The sequence below is a fragment of the Cupriavidus sp. HE11 genome, assembly GCF_056097175.1.
This window is the reverse complement of record NZ_CP184465.1, coordinates 984,284-1,002,043: the sequence shown is the minus strand read 5'-3', so window position 1 is coordinate 1,002,043 and position 17,760 is coordinate 984,284. Positions and strand designations below refer to the sequence as shown.

At 64.4% G+C, this 17,760-nt stretch carries 14 protein-coding genes; 12 read left to right on the top strand and 2 right to left on the bottom strand.

Going from position 1 to position 17,760, the window contains the following annotated elements; all coding sequences use genetic code 11:
* Positions 1–298: 298 nt before the first annotated feature.
* Positions 299–4,369 (top strand): DUF748 domain-containing protein, encoded by a 4,071-nt coding sequence (locus ACOABP_RS21875; protein WP_474230256.1) that lies wholly within the window; start codon positions 299–301, stop codon positions 4,367–4,369.
* Positions 4,370–4,496: 127 nt separating this feature from the next.
* Positions 4,497–4,682 carry a rubredoxin gene (locus ACOABP_RS21870; RefSeq protein WP_066736329.1) on the top strand — a complete coding sequence of 62 codons (186 nt, stop codon included), beginning with the start codon at positions 4,497–4,499 and terminating at the stop codon, positions 4,680–4,682.
* 235 nt (positions 4,683–4,917) lie between these two features.
* On the opposite strand, the gene ACOABP_RS21865 is transcribed toward ACOABP_RS21870, so the two are convergent.
* Complete coding sequence (locus ACOABP_RS21865) at positions 4,918–5,100, bottom strand: hypothetical protein (RefSeq protein WP_066736414.1); 183 nt, start codon at positions 5,098–5,100, stop codon at positions 4,918–4,920.
* 274 nt (positions 5,101–5,374) lie between these two features.
* Here ACOABP_RS21865 and ACOABP_RS21860 point away from each other — a divergent pair, with 274 nt between their 5' ends.
* The 7 genes from ACOABP_RS21860 to ACOABP_RS21830 all read left to right on the top strand — a co-directional run bounded on the left by ACOABP_RS21860 (position 5,375) and on the right by ACOABP_RS21830 (position 12,097).
* Positions 5,375–5,878, top strand: a complete 504-nt coding sequence (locus ACOABP_RS21860) for a hypothetical protein (protein ID WP_066736331.1) — start codon at positions 5,375–5,377, stop codon at positions 5,876–5,878.
* A 294-nt stretch (positions 5,879–6,172) separates the two neighbouring features.
* A complete protein-coding gene (locus tag ACOABP_RS21855) occupies positions 6,173–7,339 on the top strand; it encodes a cytochrome c oxidase subunit II (protein ID WP_474230255.1) in 1,167 nt (388 codons plus the stop codon).
* A 15-nt stretch (positions 7,340–7,354) separates the two neighbouring features.
* Complete coding sequence (locus ACOABP_RS21850) at positions 7,355–9,112, top strand: cytochrome c oxidase subunit I (RefSeq protein ID WP_474230254.1); 1,758 nt, start codon at positions 7,355–7,357, stop codon at positions 9,110–9,112.
* An 11-nt stretch (positions 9,113–9,123) separates the two neighbouring features.
* Positions 9,124–9,774, top strand: a complete 651-nt coding sequence (locus tag ACOABP_RS21845) for a cytochrome c oxidase subunit 3 (RefSeq protein ID WP_474230486.1) — start codon at positions 9,124–9,126, stop codon at positions 9,772–9,774.
* Positions 9,775–9,787: 13 nt separating this feature from the next.
* Positions 9,788–10,486, top strand: coding sequence for a heme-copper oxidase subunit III family protein (locus ACOABP_RS21840; RefSeq protein WP_474230253.1), 699 nt, complete (start codon positions 9,788–9,790; stop codon positions 10,484–10,486).
* Positions 10,487–10,494: 8 nt separating this feature from the next.
* Positions 10,495–10,851: a cytochrome C oxidase subunit IV family protein gene (locus tag ACOABP_RS21835; protein ID WP_474230252.1), complete on the top strand. Its 357-nt coding sequence runs from the start codon at positions 10,495–10,497 to the stop codon at positions 10,849–10,851.
* Positions 10,852–10,903: 52 nt separating this feature from the next.
* The gene (locus tag ACOABP_RS21830; RefSeq protein ID WP_474230251.1) at positions 10,904–12,097 is read left to right on the top strand and encodes a DUF2252 family protein; all 1,194 of its coding nucleotides are present in this window, start codon (positions 10,904–10,906) and stop codon (positions 12,095–12,097) included.
* An 86-nt stretch (positions 12,098–12,183) separates the two neighbouring features.
* On the opposite strand, the gene ACOABP_RS21825 is transcribed toward ACOABP_RS21830, so the two are convergent.
* Positions 12,184–13,611 carry an NAD-dependent succinate-semialdehyde dehydrogenase gene (locus ACOABP_RS21825; protein ID WP_474230484.1) on the bottom strand — a complete coding sequence of 476 codons (1,428 nt, stop codon included), beginning with the start codon at positions 13,609–13,611 and terminating at the stop codon, positions 12,184–12,186.
* Positions 13,612–13,874: 263 nt separating this feature from the next.
* Between ACOABP_RS21825 and ACOABP_RS21820 the strand changes: the two genes are divergently transcribed.
* The 3 genes from ACOABP_RS21820 (at position 13,875) to ACOABP_RS21810 (ending at position 17,734) form a co-directional block, all read left to right on the top strand.
* A complete protein-coding gene (locus ACOABP_RS21820; protein ID WP_474230250.1) occupies positions 13,875–15,332 on the top strand; it encodes an MATE family efflux transporter in 1,458 nt (485 codons plus the stop codon).
* Between the two features lie 424 nt (positions 15,333–15,756).
* Positions 15,757–16,218 (top strand): tripartite tricarboxylate transporter TctB family protein, encoded by a 462-nt coding sequence (locus ACOABP_RS21815; protein WP_092602634.1) that lies wholly within the window; start codon positions 15,757–15,759, stop codon positions 16,216–16,218.
* A 13-nt stretch (positions 16,219–16,231) separates the two neighbouring features.
* Positions 16,232–17,734: a tripartite tricarboxylate transporter permease gene (locus ACOABP_RS21810; protein ID WP_474230248.1), complete on the top strand. Its 1,503-nt coding sequence runs from the start codon at positions 16,232–16,234 to the stop codon at positions 17,732–17,734.
* Positions 17,735–17,760: the final 26 nt, after the last annotated feature.

The following is a 17,760-nucleotide window of genomic DNA, read 5'->3' as shown; positions in this document are numbered from 1 at the left end:
AAGACTCGCATGGATACATTCACATGCGAAGCGCGCAACACGGATGACGTGGAGGGAGACGGCCGAGGGATGACGACACGAACTTGGCGAACCGGGGCCGGCGGGTAAGCAGGCGGGCACGACGGGACGCTTCGCAAAGGCGTAAAGATACCAGATCGACGTGTTTCATCTCCGATTTTCATCAGATTGAATACTAAATCGTCCTTTGCGCTGCCATAATCCGTCTCCATAATGCAAAAGCAAGTGAAATCCGGGGCACAAAGCGCCAAATGCGCGGGGTCATATTTTCTGGGGTGACATGGCTTTCAAGGATTCCATCCAGGCTGCGACAGGGGCGGCCATGGCGACGCCGCGCCGGCGCGTGGCAGTGCGCGTCGCGGGCGGTGTGGTGGCTGCGCTGGCCGTTTTCGGGCTGGCCGGCTATTTCGGCGGGCCGCCGCTGATCAAATACCTGGTAGAAAAGAACGCCACCGAGGCGCTGGGCCGCAAGGTCACGCTGGGTGCCGCGCAAGTCCGGCCTTTCGAACTGGCTGCGACGCTGAACGACCTGACCATTTTCGAACCCGATGGCAAGACGCCCATGCTGACGCTGGGCGAGGTCGAGGCCAATACGTCGGCCGCGTCGATCTGGCATCTGGCGCCCGTGGTCGATTTCCTCCATGTGGACCGGCTCAGCGTGCATGTGGTGCGCAATGCCGACGGCCGCATGAGTTTTGCCGATATCCAGGAGCGCTTTGCCGCGCAACCGCCCAAGCCGGCCGACAGCAAGCCGGCGCGGTTCTCGGTCAGCAATATCGCCGTGTCCAACAGCAGCTTTGTCTATGACGACAAGCTGCTCGATACCGTGCAGCGCGTGGAGAACTTCACGCTGACGCTGCCGTTCCTGTCGAACCTGCCACACGATGTGACGATCAATACACGTCCGTCGCTGTTCGCCAAGATCAACGGCACGCCGCTGGCGCTGGATGGCACGTCGCAACCGTTTTCCGACAGCCACCAGACCGATCTCAACGTCAATCTGGACGGGCTGGAGGTGGCGAAGTACATGGCGTTCGCGCCAAAACTCAAGGATGCGCAGGTCAAGGGCGGGCTCCTCGATTCCCGCCTGAAGGTTGGCTTCCGGCAGGAAAAGGACAAGCAGGACCTGTATGTGTCTGGCACGATCGCGCTGCGCGAAGCCGATGTGCAGACCCATGCCGGTGCGCCGATCGTCAAGGCCGGTCGCCTGGCCGTCGACCTGGATCGCGTGGAGCCGCTGGCGCATACCGCCCACGTCAAGAGCATCGAACTTGAAGGATTCGACCTGCAGACGCTGCGCCGCCAGGACGGTTCGCTGAACCTGGCGACCGCCTTCCTGCCGGAAGCCGCGCCTGTGCCGAAGGCCGCTGCGCAGGCACCGGCCAAGGCGGCAGCGGCAGCATCGGCAGCTGCGGCCGCTGCTGCCGCTTCGTCGGCAGCAGCCTCTGCATCGGCGCCCGCCGCGGCCGGCGTGCAGGCACCGCCCAAGGCCGAAGAGGTGCCATGGTCGTATGTCATCGACCGCGTGACGGTGAAGGAGGCCCGGCTCGGGTTTGTCGACGAACTGGCGCCGTCCGGCCCCGGAAAGCTCGATATCGGTCCGGTCAACATCGATATCGCCAACCTGGCCAGCACCGGCGAGAAGCCCGCGAAGCTCGATGCCAACATCACCATTGCCAATGGTCAGACCGTCAGGCACACCGGCGAACTGGGCCTGAAGCAAGGGACGCTGACGGGTACGTTGGAAACGGCGGGCCTGCGGCCGCAGGGCTTCTCGGCGTGGTGGCCGCGTGCGCTGCACAGCCAGTTTGGCGAGACCGCCGTCAACGCCGAACTGCATTACACGATGGCGTGGGCGCAACCGGTATTCCAGTTCACGCTGCAGAAATCGAGGGTCGAGCTTTCGCCGCTCTATGTGGCCACGCGCGATCCGGTGAAGGTAGCGGCGGCATCGCCTTCATCGCCTTCGTCGCCTTCGTCGCCTTCGTCGGCTTCGTCGGCTTCGTCCGGCGCATCTGCCGCCGCCAATGGCGACGACGACGCCAAGGCCGCGCCGGCCAGGCGCGGCGCCCGGGCGGCGCGTAACGTGCGCACGGCCCGCGTGGCGGATGCTGAAGGTGCCAACCTGCCGCTGATCAACGCCGACAAGCTGATCCTGGACGATATCCAGCTCGACCTCGCCAGGCAGACCTTCGAGGCCGGGCAGGTGGCGCTGGTGAAGCCGCGTTTCGCGGCCACGCGTGATCGCCGCGGCCAGCTGCTGGAATCGGCCCAGATCTGGGCGACCGAGTCCGCCGAGCAGAAGGCTGCGGCGCAGAAGACCGCCGCCAGGCCTGCGCCCCAGGTCCAGGCCAATGGCGGCGCGGCTGCGCCGGGCTGGAAGGTGCGCGTTGGCAAGGTGGCCGTGGATGGCGGCGAGGCACGGCTGGCGGACTATGCGCCGGCCGAAGCCAATCGGGGCCGTCCGGTGATCCACCAGTTCCGCAATATCGGGCTGAGTACCGGCACCATCACCTGGCCGTTGTCGCCGGGGGCGCTGCCGATGAAGCTGCACGCGGAAAGCGGCCGCAAGGGCGTGATGAACATCGACGGCCAGGTCATGCCGACCGGGCCAGCCGCGCAACTGCAGCTGGACCTGCGCGATCTCGACATGGCGCAGTTGCAGCCGTATATGGCCGATCGATTCAATGCCGCGTTGCGCAGCGGCACGATGACGCTCAAGGGCAAGGTGGCCTACGATGCGCCGGCCGGCAAGCCGATCGCCGTGCGCTTCAACGGCAATGCGTTTGCCGGCAACGTGCGTACCGTCGACCGCATTACCGGCGACGACTTCCTGCGCTGGCGCGCGCTGGCGATCAATGGCATCGACTTCAACATGGACGATGCCAAGGGGCCGATGCAGGTGGGCGTCGGCAACGTGGCGCTGAACGACTTCTATGCGCGTGTGATCCTCAATGCCAACGGCCGGCTGAACCTGCAGGACGTGATGGCCGGTGGTGCGGAGAAGGGCGAGGCCGCCCCGTCGACGAGCCTGACGCAGGCCAGTCCGGCATCGGCGCCGGAGGCAAAGCCTGCCCCGCAGGCTGCCTCCGCTGCGCCCGCCAGGGAAGCTGCTGGCCCGAAGCCCCAGATCCGCCTGGGTGGCGTGACGATCAACAAGGGCAACATCAATTTCTCGGACTTCTTCGTCAAGCCCAACTACTCGGCCAACCTGACCGATATGAAGGGTTCGGTGTCGAAGGTGTCGTCGGCCGATCCCACGCCGGCAGACCTCGTGCTCGACGGCAGGCTCGATGACGATGCGCCGGTCAGCATCAGCGGCAAGCTCAATCCGCTCGGTGAGCAGCTCTATCTGGACATCGCGGCCAAGGCGGCGGGCGTGGAACTGACGCGCCTGACGCCGTACGCGGCCAAGTACGCGGGCTACCCGATCACCAAGGGCAAGCTGACCGTCGATGTGGCCTACAAGATCGAGAACGGCAAGCTGGACGCGAAGAACCACCTGTACCTGGATCAGCTAACGTTTGGCGACAAGGTGGATAGCCCCGATGCCGTCAAGCTGCCGGTGCTGCTGGCCGTGTCGCTGCTCAAGGACCGCAACGGCGTCATCGACATCAACCTGCCGGTATCGGGCTCGCTGTCGGATCCGGAGTTCAGCATTGGCGGCGTGATCGTGCGCGTGATCGTGAACCTGCTGACGAAGGCGATCACATCGCCGTTCTCGCTGATCGCTTCGGCATTTGGCGGCAGCGGCGAGGAGCTTGGCTATATCGAGTTCGCGCCGGGGTCGTCGACGCTGACCGATGACGCGCGCAAGAAGATCGAGACCGTGGGCAAGGCGCTCAACGATCGTCCGTCGCTGCGCCTGGAAATCAGCGGGCGTATCGACCCGGCTACCGACGCCGATGGCGCACGCCGCGTCTGGCTGGACCAGCGCGTGGCAGAGGCCAAGCAGCGTGACCTGCGCCGTTCAGCCCAGGCTGGCGCGCAGGCCGAAGAAGGCGAGGGCGGCGACCAGGGCGCCCGGGTGACCGTGTCGAAGCAGGAGTACCCCAAGTACCTCGAAGCGGTCTACAAGCGCGAGTCGTTCAAGAAGCCGAAGAACTTCATCGGCCTCAACAAGTCGCTGCCGCCGGGCGAGATGGAAAAGCTGCTGCTGGAAAATGCACCCGTCACCGATGCCGAACTGCGTGCGCTGGCGGACCAGCGTGCGCTGGCGGTCAAGCAGTCGCTGGAGCGTGACGGCAAGGTGCCCGACTCGAAGCTGTTCCTGACGGCGCCCAAGCTGACCGCCGAGGGCATCAAGGACAAGGGCACGCCGAACCGCGTCGACTTCTCGATCCGGCAGTAGCCGTTGCCCGGGCATGCCGCCGGCCGCGGCGTTTGAACAAAAGCCTCGAACGCCGCGCCGGGTGGCCGAATCGAAACCGCGTATCATTCGCCCCGGACTGAAAGTTTGACGATCAAAGGAGCGAGTGTTGGAGCAGGAAGCGATTGCCTACAAGACCTGGGTTTGCCTGATTTGCGGGTGGGTGTACGACGAGGAACAGGGCTGGCCCGAGGACGGCATTGTGCCCGGCACGCGCTGGGAAGATATCCCCGAAGACTGGCGTTGCCCGGAGTGCGACGTAAGCAAGGGCGACTTCTCGATGATCGAGATCTGAATCCCGGTAGGGATTCAGGGCATATGGGAGTGCCTTTGCCGCAACTCCCGGCACAGGCCGGCGCGCGCGCGCCGGTGTGCGCATCGTGTGTAGCGCATCCGGTACGGATGGCTGCAGCGCCATAGCGCGGACGCCACGGTCAAGACCAGAAGCGCGGCCATCGCGGCAGCGAGCAGTGTCAGCGACATCGCGCCTCCTTCTCTCTCAAAGGCGCATCTCTCAAGCTACCGGGCCGCTATATCAGCAGTGGCAGCGCTTCCAGCACGAGCACCCCCAGCAGCACCCCGATGATTGCGCCCGCGCAACGGCAGCTGATACGCAGCGCCTTGGCGGCCACCGGGATCGCACCCATCGCCAACAGCCCGACGAGTGCCATGGGGATCAAAAACACAAGATCGTGCGCCTGAAGGTGAATCATGGCGGTCTCCTGTCTTGTTTCTTTCTGTTTTCCAGTATAGGCCGTGGGTGGCGAATACAAGGCCGGAAGCGTCAGGGTTGTCCCGCAATGTTTGAAACGCTTGCAGAAATTCTTTCGTGTCGCGCACGTATGGCGAGGGAAGCGTCTGTCAGGCAGTACGTGTGCCACGCCGCGCTGCACAACGCCTGGAGCGGCCCCAGTGTGCGCACGTGCCATGAGCGGTGTCCTATGCTGGACTCATGATGGCCATCATCGGTCACCAATGGAGGAAGCTATGGAACTTCACATGCATTCGCACCATTACGTGCGCCGCCTGCCCGACTGGTCTGCCGCCGCGGTATCGGGCCTGGCCGCGGGTGCGTTGCTGATCGTTGTGGAGATGTTCTGGTCGAGCATGGTCGCCGGCGTGCATCCGTGGGGCACCACTCGCCTGATCGCCGCCATCGTGATGGGGCGCGACGTGCTGCAGACGTCGATGTTCAGCGTCAGCACGGTGGCCGTGGCGTTGATCATTCACTTCGTGATCGGCATTGTGCTGGGCTGCGTGCTCTGTGCCCTGATCGCGCCGTTCCAGCTTGATTCCAGCGTGGGCATGTCGATGCTGGTGGGCGCCGCGTTCGGGGTGGTGGTCTACCTGTTCAACTTCTACGTGATGACGGCCGCGTTCCCGTGGTTTGTCGATGCGCGCGGCTGGCACACGCTGGTGGGGCACCTGATCTTCGGCATGTGCATCGCGCTGTGCTACTGGAAACTGGAATCGCGCGATGTCGTGCATTAGATACATCGTCATGTGATGCAATGCGTTGCGCGCACGGCATGGCCGGGAGCCACGGCCCGCGTGCGCCACGGATGGCAGTCGGGACCGGCAAGGTCCCCACTGCCATTTTTTTGCTGTGCCGCACGCGAGACACCGGGCGCACCGGCCCGCGAGCGACTCCGAACGCGACGGGGCGCGTGTCGCCTTGCAGTGGCCTGAACCGATGCACTAGTCTTATTCCACGTGCGTGAACGGGCGCACCTGCCTGCCCCTGCCTTCCGGCCCGTTCCCTTGCGTGCGTAAGAGGAGGGGGACATGGCGATAGCGGTCGTGCTCGTCATCATGGTTGCCGCTTCGGTGCTCTTTCATTTCCTGAGCCCATGGTGGCTGACACCGCTGGCGTCCAACTGGAAACAGATGGACGACACGCTCACCATTACCCTCGTCATCACCGGCCTGTTCTTCGTCGGCATCAATGTGCTGCTGGGCTACATCGTCTGGCGCTTCCGGCATCGCGATGGCCACCGCGCCGCCTATGAACCCGAGAACCGTCGGCTGGAACATTGGCTGATCGGCCTCAGCGCGGTCGGCATCATGGCGCTGCTGGCGCCGGGCCTGATCGTCTATGCCGACTATGTCAGGCCGCCTCACGAAGCGATGGTGATGGAGGTGGTGGGCCAGCAATGGCAATGGGCCTTCCGCTTTCCCGGCCGGGGTGGCGTACTCGGTACGACGGATCCGCGCTTCACCAGTGCCACCAATCCGATGGGACTCAACCCGGATGACCCGAACGGCCAGGACGATGTAGTCGTGCTGGGGCCGGAAGTCCACCTGCCGCTGAACCGGCCGGTCAAGGTGCTGCTGCGATCGAAGGACGTGCTGCACGACTTCTACGTGCCGCCGTTTCGGGCGCGCATGAACATGGTGCCTGGCATGGTCACGTCGTTCTGGTTCACGCCCACGAAGGCGGGCAAGTTCGACATCCTGTGCGCCCAGCTCTGCGGCGTGGGGCACTACAACATGCGCGGGCATGTTGTAGTGGATGAGCCCGCTGCCTTCGATGCATGGCTGGCAAAACAGCAGACCTTTGCGATGACTCAGGCCAAGGCCTCCCAGCCGGCCGGACTGCCGGGTACTGGCGTGGCCGCCGGTTCGGGCGCCAGCGGAAGTGTCGAGCAGGGCCGGGCGCTGGCGCAGAGCAAGGGCTGCGTGGCATGTCACAGCGTTGACGGCACGCAGGGGGTGGGGCCATCGTGGAAGGGACTGTATGGCAGCACGCAGACATTTGCCGACGGCAGCAGCGCCACCGTCGACGACGCCTTCCTGAAAAAGGAAATCGAGGATCCGCAGGCGCGGGTGGTCAAGGGCTTTGGCCCGGTCATGCCGAAGCTGCCCGTGACCGACGCGGAAGTGGCGGCGCTGTCCGCCTATATCCATTCGCTGGGCTCCGGCGCCGGTGCGGCGCCCCAGGCCGGGAAATAGGCAAGGAGGGACACGATGGCCTACGCCGACGATGCCGCCCATCACGGCCCGCAGAGCTTCTGGACGCGCTATATCTGGAGCCAGGACCACAAGGTGATTGCCGTGCAATACACGCTGGTGGCGATCTTCGTGGGGCTGGTGGGCGTGGCGCTGTCCAACCTGATGCGCATGCAGCTGGGGTTTCCTGGCAAGTTCGATTTCATCGACGCCAACCGCTACTACCAGTTCGTCACCATGCACGGCATGATCATGGTGATCTACCTGCTGACGGCGCTGTTCCTGGGCGGTTTCGGCAACTTCCTGATCCCGCTGATGGTGGGGGCGCGGGACATGGTGTTCCCGTTCCTGAACATGCTCAGCTTCTGGGTCTACTTCCTGTCGGTGATCGTGTTGCTGACCAGCTTCTTCGTGCCTGGCGGGCCCACGGGCGCAGGGTGGACGCTGTACCCGCCGCAGGCGATCCTGCCCGGTACGCCGGGGCATGAGTGGGGCATCATCCTGATGCTGGTCTCGCTGCTGATCTTCATCGTCGCGGCCACCATGGGCGGCCTGAACTACGTGACCACCGTGCTGCAGGCGCGCACCGAGGGCATGACGATGCTGCGCATGCCGCTGGCCGTGTGGGGCATCTTCATGGCCACCATCCTGGCGCTGCTGGCGTTCCCCGCGTTGTTCGTCTCCGGTGTGATGATGCTGCTCGACAAGACGTTGGGCACCAGCTTCTTCATGCCCGCCATGGTATCGATGGGCCAGCAGCTCAACTACAAGGGCGGCAGCCCGCTGCTGTTCCAGCACCTGTTCTGGTTCTTCGGCCATCCCGAGGTGTATATCGTGGCGCTGCCGGCATTCGGCATCGTCTCCGACCTGGTCAGCGTGCATTCGCGCAAGAGCATTTTCGGCTACCGCACGATGGTCTGGGCCATCCTGGCGATCGGGTTGCTGTCCGTGGTGGTCTGGGCGCACCACATGTTCGTGAGCGGCATGAACCCGTACTTCGGCTTCTTCTTTGCCACGACCACGCTGATCATCGCCGTGCCCACGGCGATCAAGGTGTACAACTGGGTCATCACGCTGTGGCGTGGCGATATCCATTTCACGGTGCCGATGCTGTTCGCCATCGCGTTCATCAGCACCTTCGTGATTGGCGGCCTGACCGGGTTGTTCCTTGGCAACGTCAGCGTCGACATACCGCTTTCCAATACCTATTTCGTGGTGGCGCACTTCCACATGGTGATGGGGGTGTCGCCAATCCTGGTGGTGTTTGGCGGCATCTACCACTGGTATCCGAAGGTGACCGGGCGCATGCTCAACGACACCATGGGCCGCATCCATTTCTGGGTGACGTTCGTGGGCACCTATGCCATCTTCTTCCCGATGCACTACCTGGGCATCATGGGCATGCCGCGCCGCTACTACGCATGGGACAACTACAGCTTCATCCCGGAGTCGGCGCACACGATGAACATGTATATCTCCGTGGCGGCCTTCGTGGTGGCGGCGGCCCAGCTGCTGTTCGTCTTCAACCTGTTCTGGAGCCTGTGGCGCGGTCACGCGGCCGGGGGCAACCCGTGGCGCGCCGCGTCGCTGGAATGGCAGACACCACAGACGCCGCCCGTGCATGGCAACTGGGGACCGCATCTGCCCGTGGTGTACCGCTGGGCCTATGCGTACAGCGTGCCGGGCGCCAGCGAGGACTTTATCGCGCAGAACGCGCCACCCGATGCCGGCGGGGCCGAGCCCGAGCCGCATCCCAGCCGGGGAGCCGTTGCATGAATGCCGATCCGATGGCCGCCGAAGCCAGAGCCGGCGTGTTTCGCGTATCACCCGATTCGCCCGGCAGCGGCGCGGGCGGCGATGCCATGCATGGACATGGCCAGCGCGCGCCGGGCAGCACCGGGCTGTGGGTGTTCATGGGCGTGGTGACGGCGCTGTTCACGCTGTTCCTGGCGGCATACATCATGCGCATGGATAGTCCCGACTGGCACCAGATCGCCTTGCCCTGGCAGGTCTGGTTGTCGACCGCGTTGCTGGCGACGGCCAGCGTGTCGATGGCGGTGGCGTCGCGGGCGGCCGAGGCTGGACGGATGGCGCGGGCGCGCGGGGCGCTGCGCCTGGGCGGACTGGGCGCGCTGGCGTTCGTGGGCTCGCAGCTCTGGGCGTGGGCGGCGCTGTACGCCGCGCATGTGGTGCCGGCCAGCAATCCTGCCGGCAGCTTCTTCTATCTGCTTACGGCGATGCACGGCCTTCACATGATCGGCGGGCTCGTGGGCTTTGCGTTTGTGGCGTTCGACCGTGGCAGCGGCACGCGTACCCAGGTACGCATCGGTCTCTGCGCACGTTACTGGCACTTCCTGCTGGCAGTATGGGTCGTGCTGCTGGCTGCGCTGGCCTGGCTGACGCCCGAAGTCGTCAACTACATCTGCGGCCGGGGATGAGGGAGGTACACCGATGAGTTCGCAACTCTCCACGCCGGCGGCGTCGCCGCACGATCACCCACCGGGCGGCCTGCGCGGCCTGGTCGCGGACTGGTCTTCGGACCAGCGCGCGTTCAAGGTGTCGTGGGGCAAGGCGATGATGTGGATCTTCCTGCTGTCCGACACCTTCGTCTTCAGCTGTTTCCTGACCGGCTACATGACCGTGCGGATCTCCACCACGGTGCCCTGGCCGAACGTGGCCGAACTTTTCGGCATGAACATCGGCGGCCGGCAGGTGCCCATGCTGCTGATCGCTATCATGACGTTTACGCTGATCACCAGCAGCGGCACGATGGCCATGGCGGTCAACTGCGCCTATCGGCGCGACCGGATGAACTGCGCCAAGCTGATGTTCGTGACGGCGTGGCTGGGCGAAGTCTTCGTGTGCATGCAGGCATTCGAATGGACCAAGCTCATCGTCCTGGAAGGGGTGAGGCCGTGGGGCAACCCGCATGGCGCTGCGCAATTCGGCTCCGTGTTCTTCATGATTACGGGATTCCACGGCTTTCACGTGACGTGTGGCGTGATCTACCTGCTGGTGATCGCCAGCAAGGTGCTACGCGGCCATTACGACATCAGCGGCAACTACCAGCCGGTGGAGATCGCCGGCCTGTACTGGCACTTCGTGGACCTGGTCTGGGTCTTCATTTTCGCGCTGTTCTACCTTTGGTGAGGCGCATCATGGCATCGACACCAACCCAAGCGGCACCGCACGCCGAGCCGGCCCAGGAGCACGGCGGGCAGTCGCATTCGATCAAGCTGTACCTGAAGGTCTGGCTGCTGCTGTTTGTGCTGTCCACCATGTCGTACATGGTGGACTACTTCAACCTGACGGGCCACCTGCGCTGGTTCCTGCTTCTGCTGTTCATGGTGCTCAAGGCAGGGCTGATCATCGCCGTGTTCATGCATATGGCCTGGGAACGCCTGGCCCTGATCTGTGCGATCCTGCTGCCGCCGCTGTGCCTGCTCGTACTGGTATGGCTCATGGCGGCCGAAGCGGATTACACTTTCCTGACCCGCGGCGTATTTTTCCGCTAGCGTCCCCATGCCGGCGGCGGGCGCCGCGACGTATCCACCACGGACATCGCCTATGCACGCCGTCACCGAAAGCATCCTGCTCTACAACCATGGCCGTGATCCGGACCGGCTGACCATGAAGCTTGCCGCCATCGCGGCGGAGCCGTTCGCGTTCTTTCGTGGTACCAACCATCTCTACGCGGCATCGCTACGAGGCGAGATCGGGCTCGATGCGCCGCGCACCTACGTTTGCGGCGACCTGCACGTGGAGAACTTCGGTTCCTTCAAGGGCGACAACGGGCTGGTGTACTTCGACCTGAACGATTTCGACGATGCGCTGGTGGCGCCATTCACCGTGGACGCCGTGCGCATGCTGTCGAGCGTGCTGGTGGCCGCCCACCAATACGGGCTGTCCGAAGCGGACGCCCGCGTGGCGTGCGCCAACATGCTGGGCGAATATACGCATACGCTGCGCACCGGCAAGCCGCGCTGGATCGAACGCGCCACGGCAACCGGATTGGTCGCCACGCTGCTGCGGCAGGTGAAGCGCCGCCGGCGCGGAGCGCTGCTGGCGGCGCGTACCGTGATGCGCGGCGGGCGCCGGCGGCTCAACCTCGACCGGCGGGCGCTGCGTGCCGACCGTGATCAGCGGGATCGTGCCGCGCACATCCTCGCCATCTACTCGCAGCAGGAGCATCACGGCCATCGCTTTGCCGGGGAAGACGTCGCCCGCCGCGTGGCCGGGGTAGGCAGCCTTGGGTTGGAGCGCTACGTCGTGCTGGCGCATGACTTGCAACTACCCACGTCACGCCGGCTTGTGGATATCAAGCGTGCGGCGCCCAGCGCCTGGGTGGACATGCAGCGTCATCAGCCGCACTGGAGCAGCGACGCCCAGCGCGTGGTCACATCCCAGCAGATCATGCAGGCGGCGTCGCCAGCGCTGCTGTCGTATGTGGCGCTGGACCGGCGCGAGTCGTTCGTCGTCAAGAGCCTGCAGCCAACCACCGATCGCGTGGACCTGGCGCATTGCCGCAACAAGGTGGCGTTGCTCGATGTACTGGCCACCATGGCGCGCGCGGCGGCGTGGGCGCACCTGCGTGGCTGCGGCCATCAGGCGGCGGACCGGATCGAAAAGCTGCAGGACTACGCCGCGGGCGGTCGCTGGCAGTCCATGGCGCTACGGCTGGCGCGGCATGGGCGCGACGTGTCGCTGGCGCAGTGGAAGATCTACGCAGAGGACTACAGGAAGGCGAAGGGAGGGAGGTAGGGAGGCGAAGAGCGCCGCAGGGCGTCGGTACGGCAGAAGGGGCGGGGTACCCCTCTCCCGCAGGCGGGAGAGGGGTAATGCAACGCTTAGACCTGTGTAATGAATTTCGTCACCAGGTAGCCGTCAAAGGTCTCCTGGCCGCCTTCGCTGCCGATGCCGGAGTCCTTGATGCCGCCGAACGGCGTTTCCGGCAGCGCCATGCCAAAGTGGTTGATGTTGACCATGCCGGCTTCCAGGCCGTTCGAGACCTGGTGGGCCGTCTTCAGCGAGTTCGTGAACACGTACGACGCCAGGCCGAACGGCAGGCTGTTGGCGCGACGCAGCACTTCCTCGGTGTCCTTGAAGCGCGTCACCGGCGCCACCGGGCCGAACGGCTCGTCCACCATCAGCTTGGCGTCGTCGGGCAGGTCGGTCACCACGGTCGGGGCGAAGAAGAAGCCCTTGTCACCGATGCGCGAGCCGCCGGCCACGATCTTGCCGCCGCGATGGCTGGCGTCATCCAGGAACTGTTCCATCGAGGCGATGCGGCGCTCGTGAGCCAGCGGGCCCATCTGGGTGCCGTCGTCCAGGCCGTTGCCGACCTTGATCGAGCCGATCACTTCCGTGAAGCGCGCCAGGAAGCGGTCGTACGCCTTTTCCTGAACGTAGAAGCGCGTCGGGGAGACGCATACCTGGCCGGCATTGCGCAGCTTGAAGCGGGCCAGCATCTCGGCGGCCGGCTCGATGTCGGCGTCGTCGAACACCAGCACCGGAGAATGGCCGCCCAGTTCCATCGTCACGCGCTTCATGTGGGCGCCGGCCAATGCGGCCAGCTGCTTGCCCACCGGCACCGAGCCCGTGAACGAGATCTTGCGCACGATCGGCGACTCGATCAGGTACGTGGACACTTCGCCGGGCACGCCCCAGACGATGTTCAGCACACCCGGGGGCAGGCCTGCATCGTGGAACAGGCGCGCCAACGCCACCACGGCGCTGGGCGAATCCTCCGGACCCTTCAGGATCAGCGTGCAGCCGGCACCGATGGCCGCCACGATCTTGCGGATCGCCTGGTTGAACGGGAAATTCCAGGGCGTGAACGCCGCGCAGACGCCGATCGGCTCGCGCACCACGATCTGGCGCACATTGGGGTTGCGCGGGGGGATCACCCGGCCGTAGATCCGGCGGCATTCCTCGGCGTGCCATTCGGCGTGCTCGGCGCAGATGGTGACTTCGGCCACGGCTTCGGCCAGCGGCTTGCCCTGGTCCAGCGTGATATCGCGGCCGATTTCCTTCGCGCGCGTACGGGTCAGTTCCGCCACGCGGCGCAGAATGGCCGAACGCTCCAGCGGAGAAGTCTTCTTCCACGTCTCGAAGGCACGCTGGGCAGCGGCCAGCGCGCGGTCCAGGTCGGCCTTGCTGGCGTGGGGCAGCTTGCCAAGCAGCTCCTGGGTGGCCGGGTTGATGACGTCCTGCTCGCGCCGGTCGCCTCCCTTGACGAATTCTCCATCGATGTAGAGGGCGAGATCCTGGTACACCATGCGTGTCTCCTGTGCGGGTTGGGACGGCGCGCCGGCCGGCGGCCGCGAACGATCGGTCGGAAAAACGCAAGCTTAACGCTTCGCGCCGGATTGCGCACAGAGATGATGGTTGGTCGATAATCGCCCTTTTCGTGTCAGCGGATCGCCGGTGGCACAGGGGCAGGTCGCGAACTAGACTGACTGGTCCGCGCTTGATTGTTGCTCATCCAACCCTTCCGCGCGAGCCGTTCATGTTGCAGCGCGGAAAAACCGACTTCCCTATGAAGCCCGATGCCAGACTGACCACCGGCCCGATTGGCCGGACGTTGCTGATGTTCTCGCTGCCCGTGCTGGGCAGCAACATCCTCCAGTCGCTGAACGCCTCGATCAATTCCGTATGGGTCGGCCGTTACTTGGGCGAGGCGGCACTGACCGCCACGTCCAATGCCAACATCATCCTGTTCTTCCTGCTGGGTGTGGTGTTCGGCATCAGCATGGCCAACACGATCATGATCGGCCAGGCCATCGGGGCGCGCGACATCGACGAGGCACGCCGGGTGGTGGGCACCAGCACCACGTTCTTCGTGGGGATGTCGGTGCTGGCGGCGGTGCTGGGGTTCGTCTTCACCCCGCAGATACTGGCGGCGATGCAGACGCCGCATGACGCCGCGCCGCTGGCCGTCTTCTACCTGCGCATCATTTTCGTCGCGCTGCCATTCATGTATTTCTACAACTTCGTGATGATGACGCTGCGCGGTGCGGGCGACTCGCGCACGCCGTTCTATTTCATGCTGTTGTCGGCGGTACTCGACGTGGTGCTGAACCCGGTGCTGATCTTCGGCGTCGGCCCGATCCCGGCGCTTGGCATTGCCGGGTCCGCGCTGGCAACGCTGATTGCACAGATGACCAGCCTGGTGGCGATGATCGTGCTGCTCTACCGCCGCAAGCACTTCCTGCTGCTGCATCGCACGCAACTGGCGCTGCTGAAGCCCGATACCGCCATCCTGAGGGCGCTGGTCGCCAAGGGCCTGCCGATGGGCCTGCAGATGGTGGTGATCTCGTCGTCGGCCATCGTCATGATGTCGCTGGTCAACGGCTACGGGTCGCAGACCACGGCCGCCTACGGCGTGGCGTCGCAGTTGTGGACCTACGTGCAGATGCCGGCGCTGGCCGTCGGGGCCAGCGTGTCGTCGATGGTGGCGCAGAACGTGGGGGCGGGCCTGTGGGCGCGCGTGTCGCGCATCACGCAGGTGGGCCTGCTGTTCAACGTGCTGATGACCGGCGCGCTCGTGGCGCTGGTCTACCTGTTCAACCGCCATTCGCTCGGTATCTTCCTGGGCGACGACAGCGTGGCGATCGAGATCGCCCAGCATATCAACCGGGTGGTGCTCTGGTCGTTCATCCTGTTCGGATTCACGATCGTGGTGTTCGGCACGGTGCGGGCAACCGGCGCGGTGATGGCGCCGCTGGTCATCCTGTTTATCTCGATGTGGGTGATCCGGCTGCCGTTCGCATGGGGCCTGGCAAAGCATGTCGGGGCCGAATCGATCTGGTGGAGTTTCCCGCTGGGGTCGGTGGTTTCGGTGGTGCTGGCCTTCCTTTACTACCGGTTCGGCAACTGGAAGCGCAGCCATATCCTGCCCGCCACGCCACACCCGGAAGCGGTGGGACAGGCGCCCGACACCAGCATGGGATGCCCGTGCGAGGACGTCGACGCCGGTGTCGAAGCAGTCCGCTGAACAAAATGACGCATGCACACATAAACCAGGCCGTCTGCATGACCATACATATGACCTCTGCCGGCCATCGTTCGGTGCGCCTGTAAGCCAGTCGAAAGCTGCGCGACGCCCCGTCGCCGCGCAGCCGCTTCACTGCGCGATCTTTCCTTTCATTCGTCTTACTGCCTCGCCTTTCAATTGGCTTGCATCGGCGCATCCGTTGCGCGATAAATACATCACAATGTGATGTATAGCAACAGGATGGCTGCTGAAGCGGGCATCGGGAAATACCCTAAACCCCAGACAAATGAAAGGCGGCTGAAAGTTCCCATTTTTATCGTTCGTCCCATCGCGTCGAACGTGTCCGCACTCGCGCGTTCGCAGCGTGGCCTGCCAGAGCCGGCGATCCACGCGTACCGCTTTCACAACTTTGAGGAGAATCGTTTTGCGCATACGCAGCCAAAAGGACTTTGCCTCCGGCCTGATGTTCATTCTGGTCGGTCTGGGCTTTTCCTTCGTCGCTCGCGGCTATTCCATGGGAACGGCCGCCAAGATGGGTCCCGGATACTTTCCGTTCCTGCTCGGGCTGGTGCTTGCACTGCTGGGCGCGGTCGTGACGATCGGGGCCCTGTCGTCCAAGGGTGAGCAAGACCAGCTTGCCCGCTGGGACCTCAAGATCCTGCTGTGGATTCTCGGTTCCGTGGTGCTGTTCGGCCTGCTGCTCAAGCCGCTCGGCATGGTGCTGTCGGTGTTCGTGCTGGTGATCGTGTCGTCGATGGCCAGCCATGAGTTCAGCTGGAAGGGCGCACTGCTCAACAGCGTCGTGCTCGTGCTGATCAGCATGGGCGCGTTCGTGTACGGCATCAACCTGCAGATGCCGGTGTGGCCTGCCTTCATCACCGGCTAAGGAGTCGCCCCAAATGGAATTGTTTGAACACCTTGCCCTGGGCTTCTCCACGGCACTGACCCTGCAGAACCTGGCGTACGCCTTCCTGGGCTGCGTACTGGGTACGCTGATTGGCGTGCTGCCGGGCCTCGGGCCTCTGGCTACCATCGCCATGCTGCTGCCGGTGACGTACTCGCTGCCCCCGGTGGCCGCGCTGATCATGCTGGCCGGTATTTACTACGGCGCGCAGTACGGTGGTTCCACCACCGCCATCCTGGTGAACCTGCCGGGCGAATCGTCGTCGGTGGTGACCACCATCGACGGCTACCAGATGGCACGGCGCGGCCGCGCTGGCGTGGCGCTTGCCACTGCCGGTATCGGTTCGTTCTTCGCCGGCTGCGTGGCTACGCTGATCCTGGCTGCCTTCGCAACGCCGCTGTCGGAACTGGCATTCAAGTTCGGTCCCGCCGAGTACTTCTCGCTGATGGTGCTGGGCCTGATCGGTGCCGTGGTGCTGGCTTCGGGCTCGTTGCCCAAGGCTGTGGCGATGATCGTGCTGGGCCTGCTGATGGGCCTGATCGGTACCGACGTGAACTCGGGCGCTGCGCGTTTCTCGTTCGACGTGCCTGAACTGACCGACGGCATCGACTTCGTGGCGCTGGCAATGGGTATGTTCGGTTTTGCGGAAATCATCGCGAACCTGGAACAGAAGGAAGCCCGCGAGACGTTCACGAACAAGGTGACGAACCTGTTCCCGACCCGCGACGACTTCCGGCGCATGATCCCTGCCGTGCTGCGTGGCACGATGCTGGGTTCGGCACTGGGTATCCTGCCGGGCGGCGGTGCGGCACTGGCTTCGTTTGCAGCCTACTCGCTGGAAAAGAAGACCTCGAAGTACGCACACGAGTTTGGCAAGGGCGCCATCGAAGGCGTGGCAGGTCCGGAATCGGCCAACAACGCCGCGGCACAGACCTCGTTCATCCCGCTGCTGACGCTGGGCATTCCGCCGAACGCCGTGATGGCGCTGATGGTGGGCGCGATGACGATCCACAACATCCAGCCGGGCCCGCAGGTCATGACCAGCAACCCGTCGCTGTTCTGGGGCCTGATCGCCTCGATGTGGATCGGCAACCTGATGCTGATCATCCTGAACCTGCCGATGATCGGTATCTGGGTGAAGCTGCTGACCGTGCCGTATCGCTTCCTGTACCCGGCCATCCTGACGTTCTGCTGTATCGGCGTGTACTCGGTCAACAACCAGACCTTCGACGTGTTCATGGCGGCCGCCTTCGGTGTGATCGGCTACCTGTTCCTGAAGCTCAAGTGCGAACCGGCTCCGCTGCTGCTGGGCTTCGTGCTGGGACCGATGATGGAAGAGAACTTCCGCCGTACGCTGCTGCTGTCGCGTGGCGAGTTCACGGTGTTCTTCACCCGTCCGCTGTCTATGGGCCTGCTGATTGCTGCAGCCGCACTGGTGGCCGTGGTGGCGCTGCCGTCGATCAAGGCGAAGCGCGAAGAAGCGTTCCAGGAAGAATAACGCTCCGTGGCGTTCCTGAACCACCG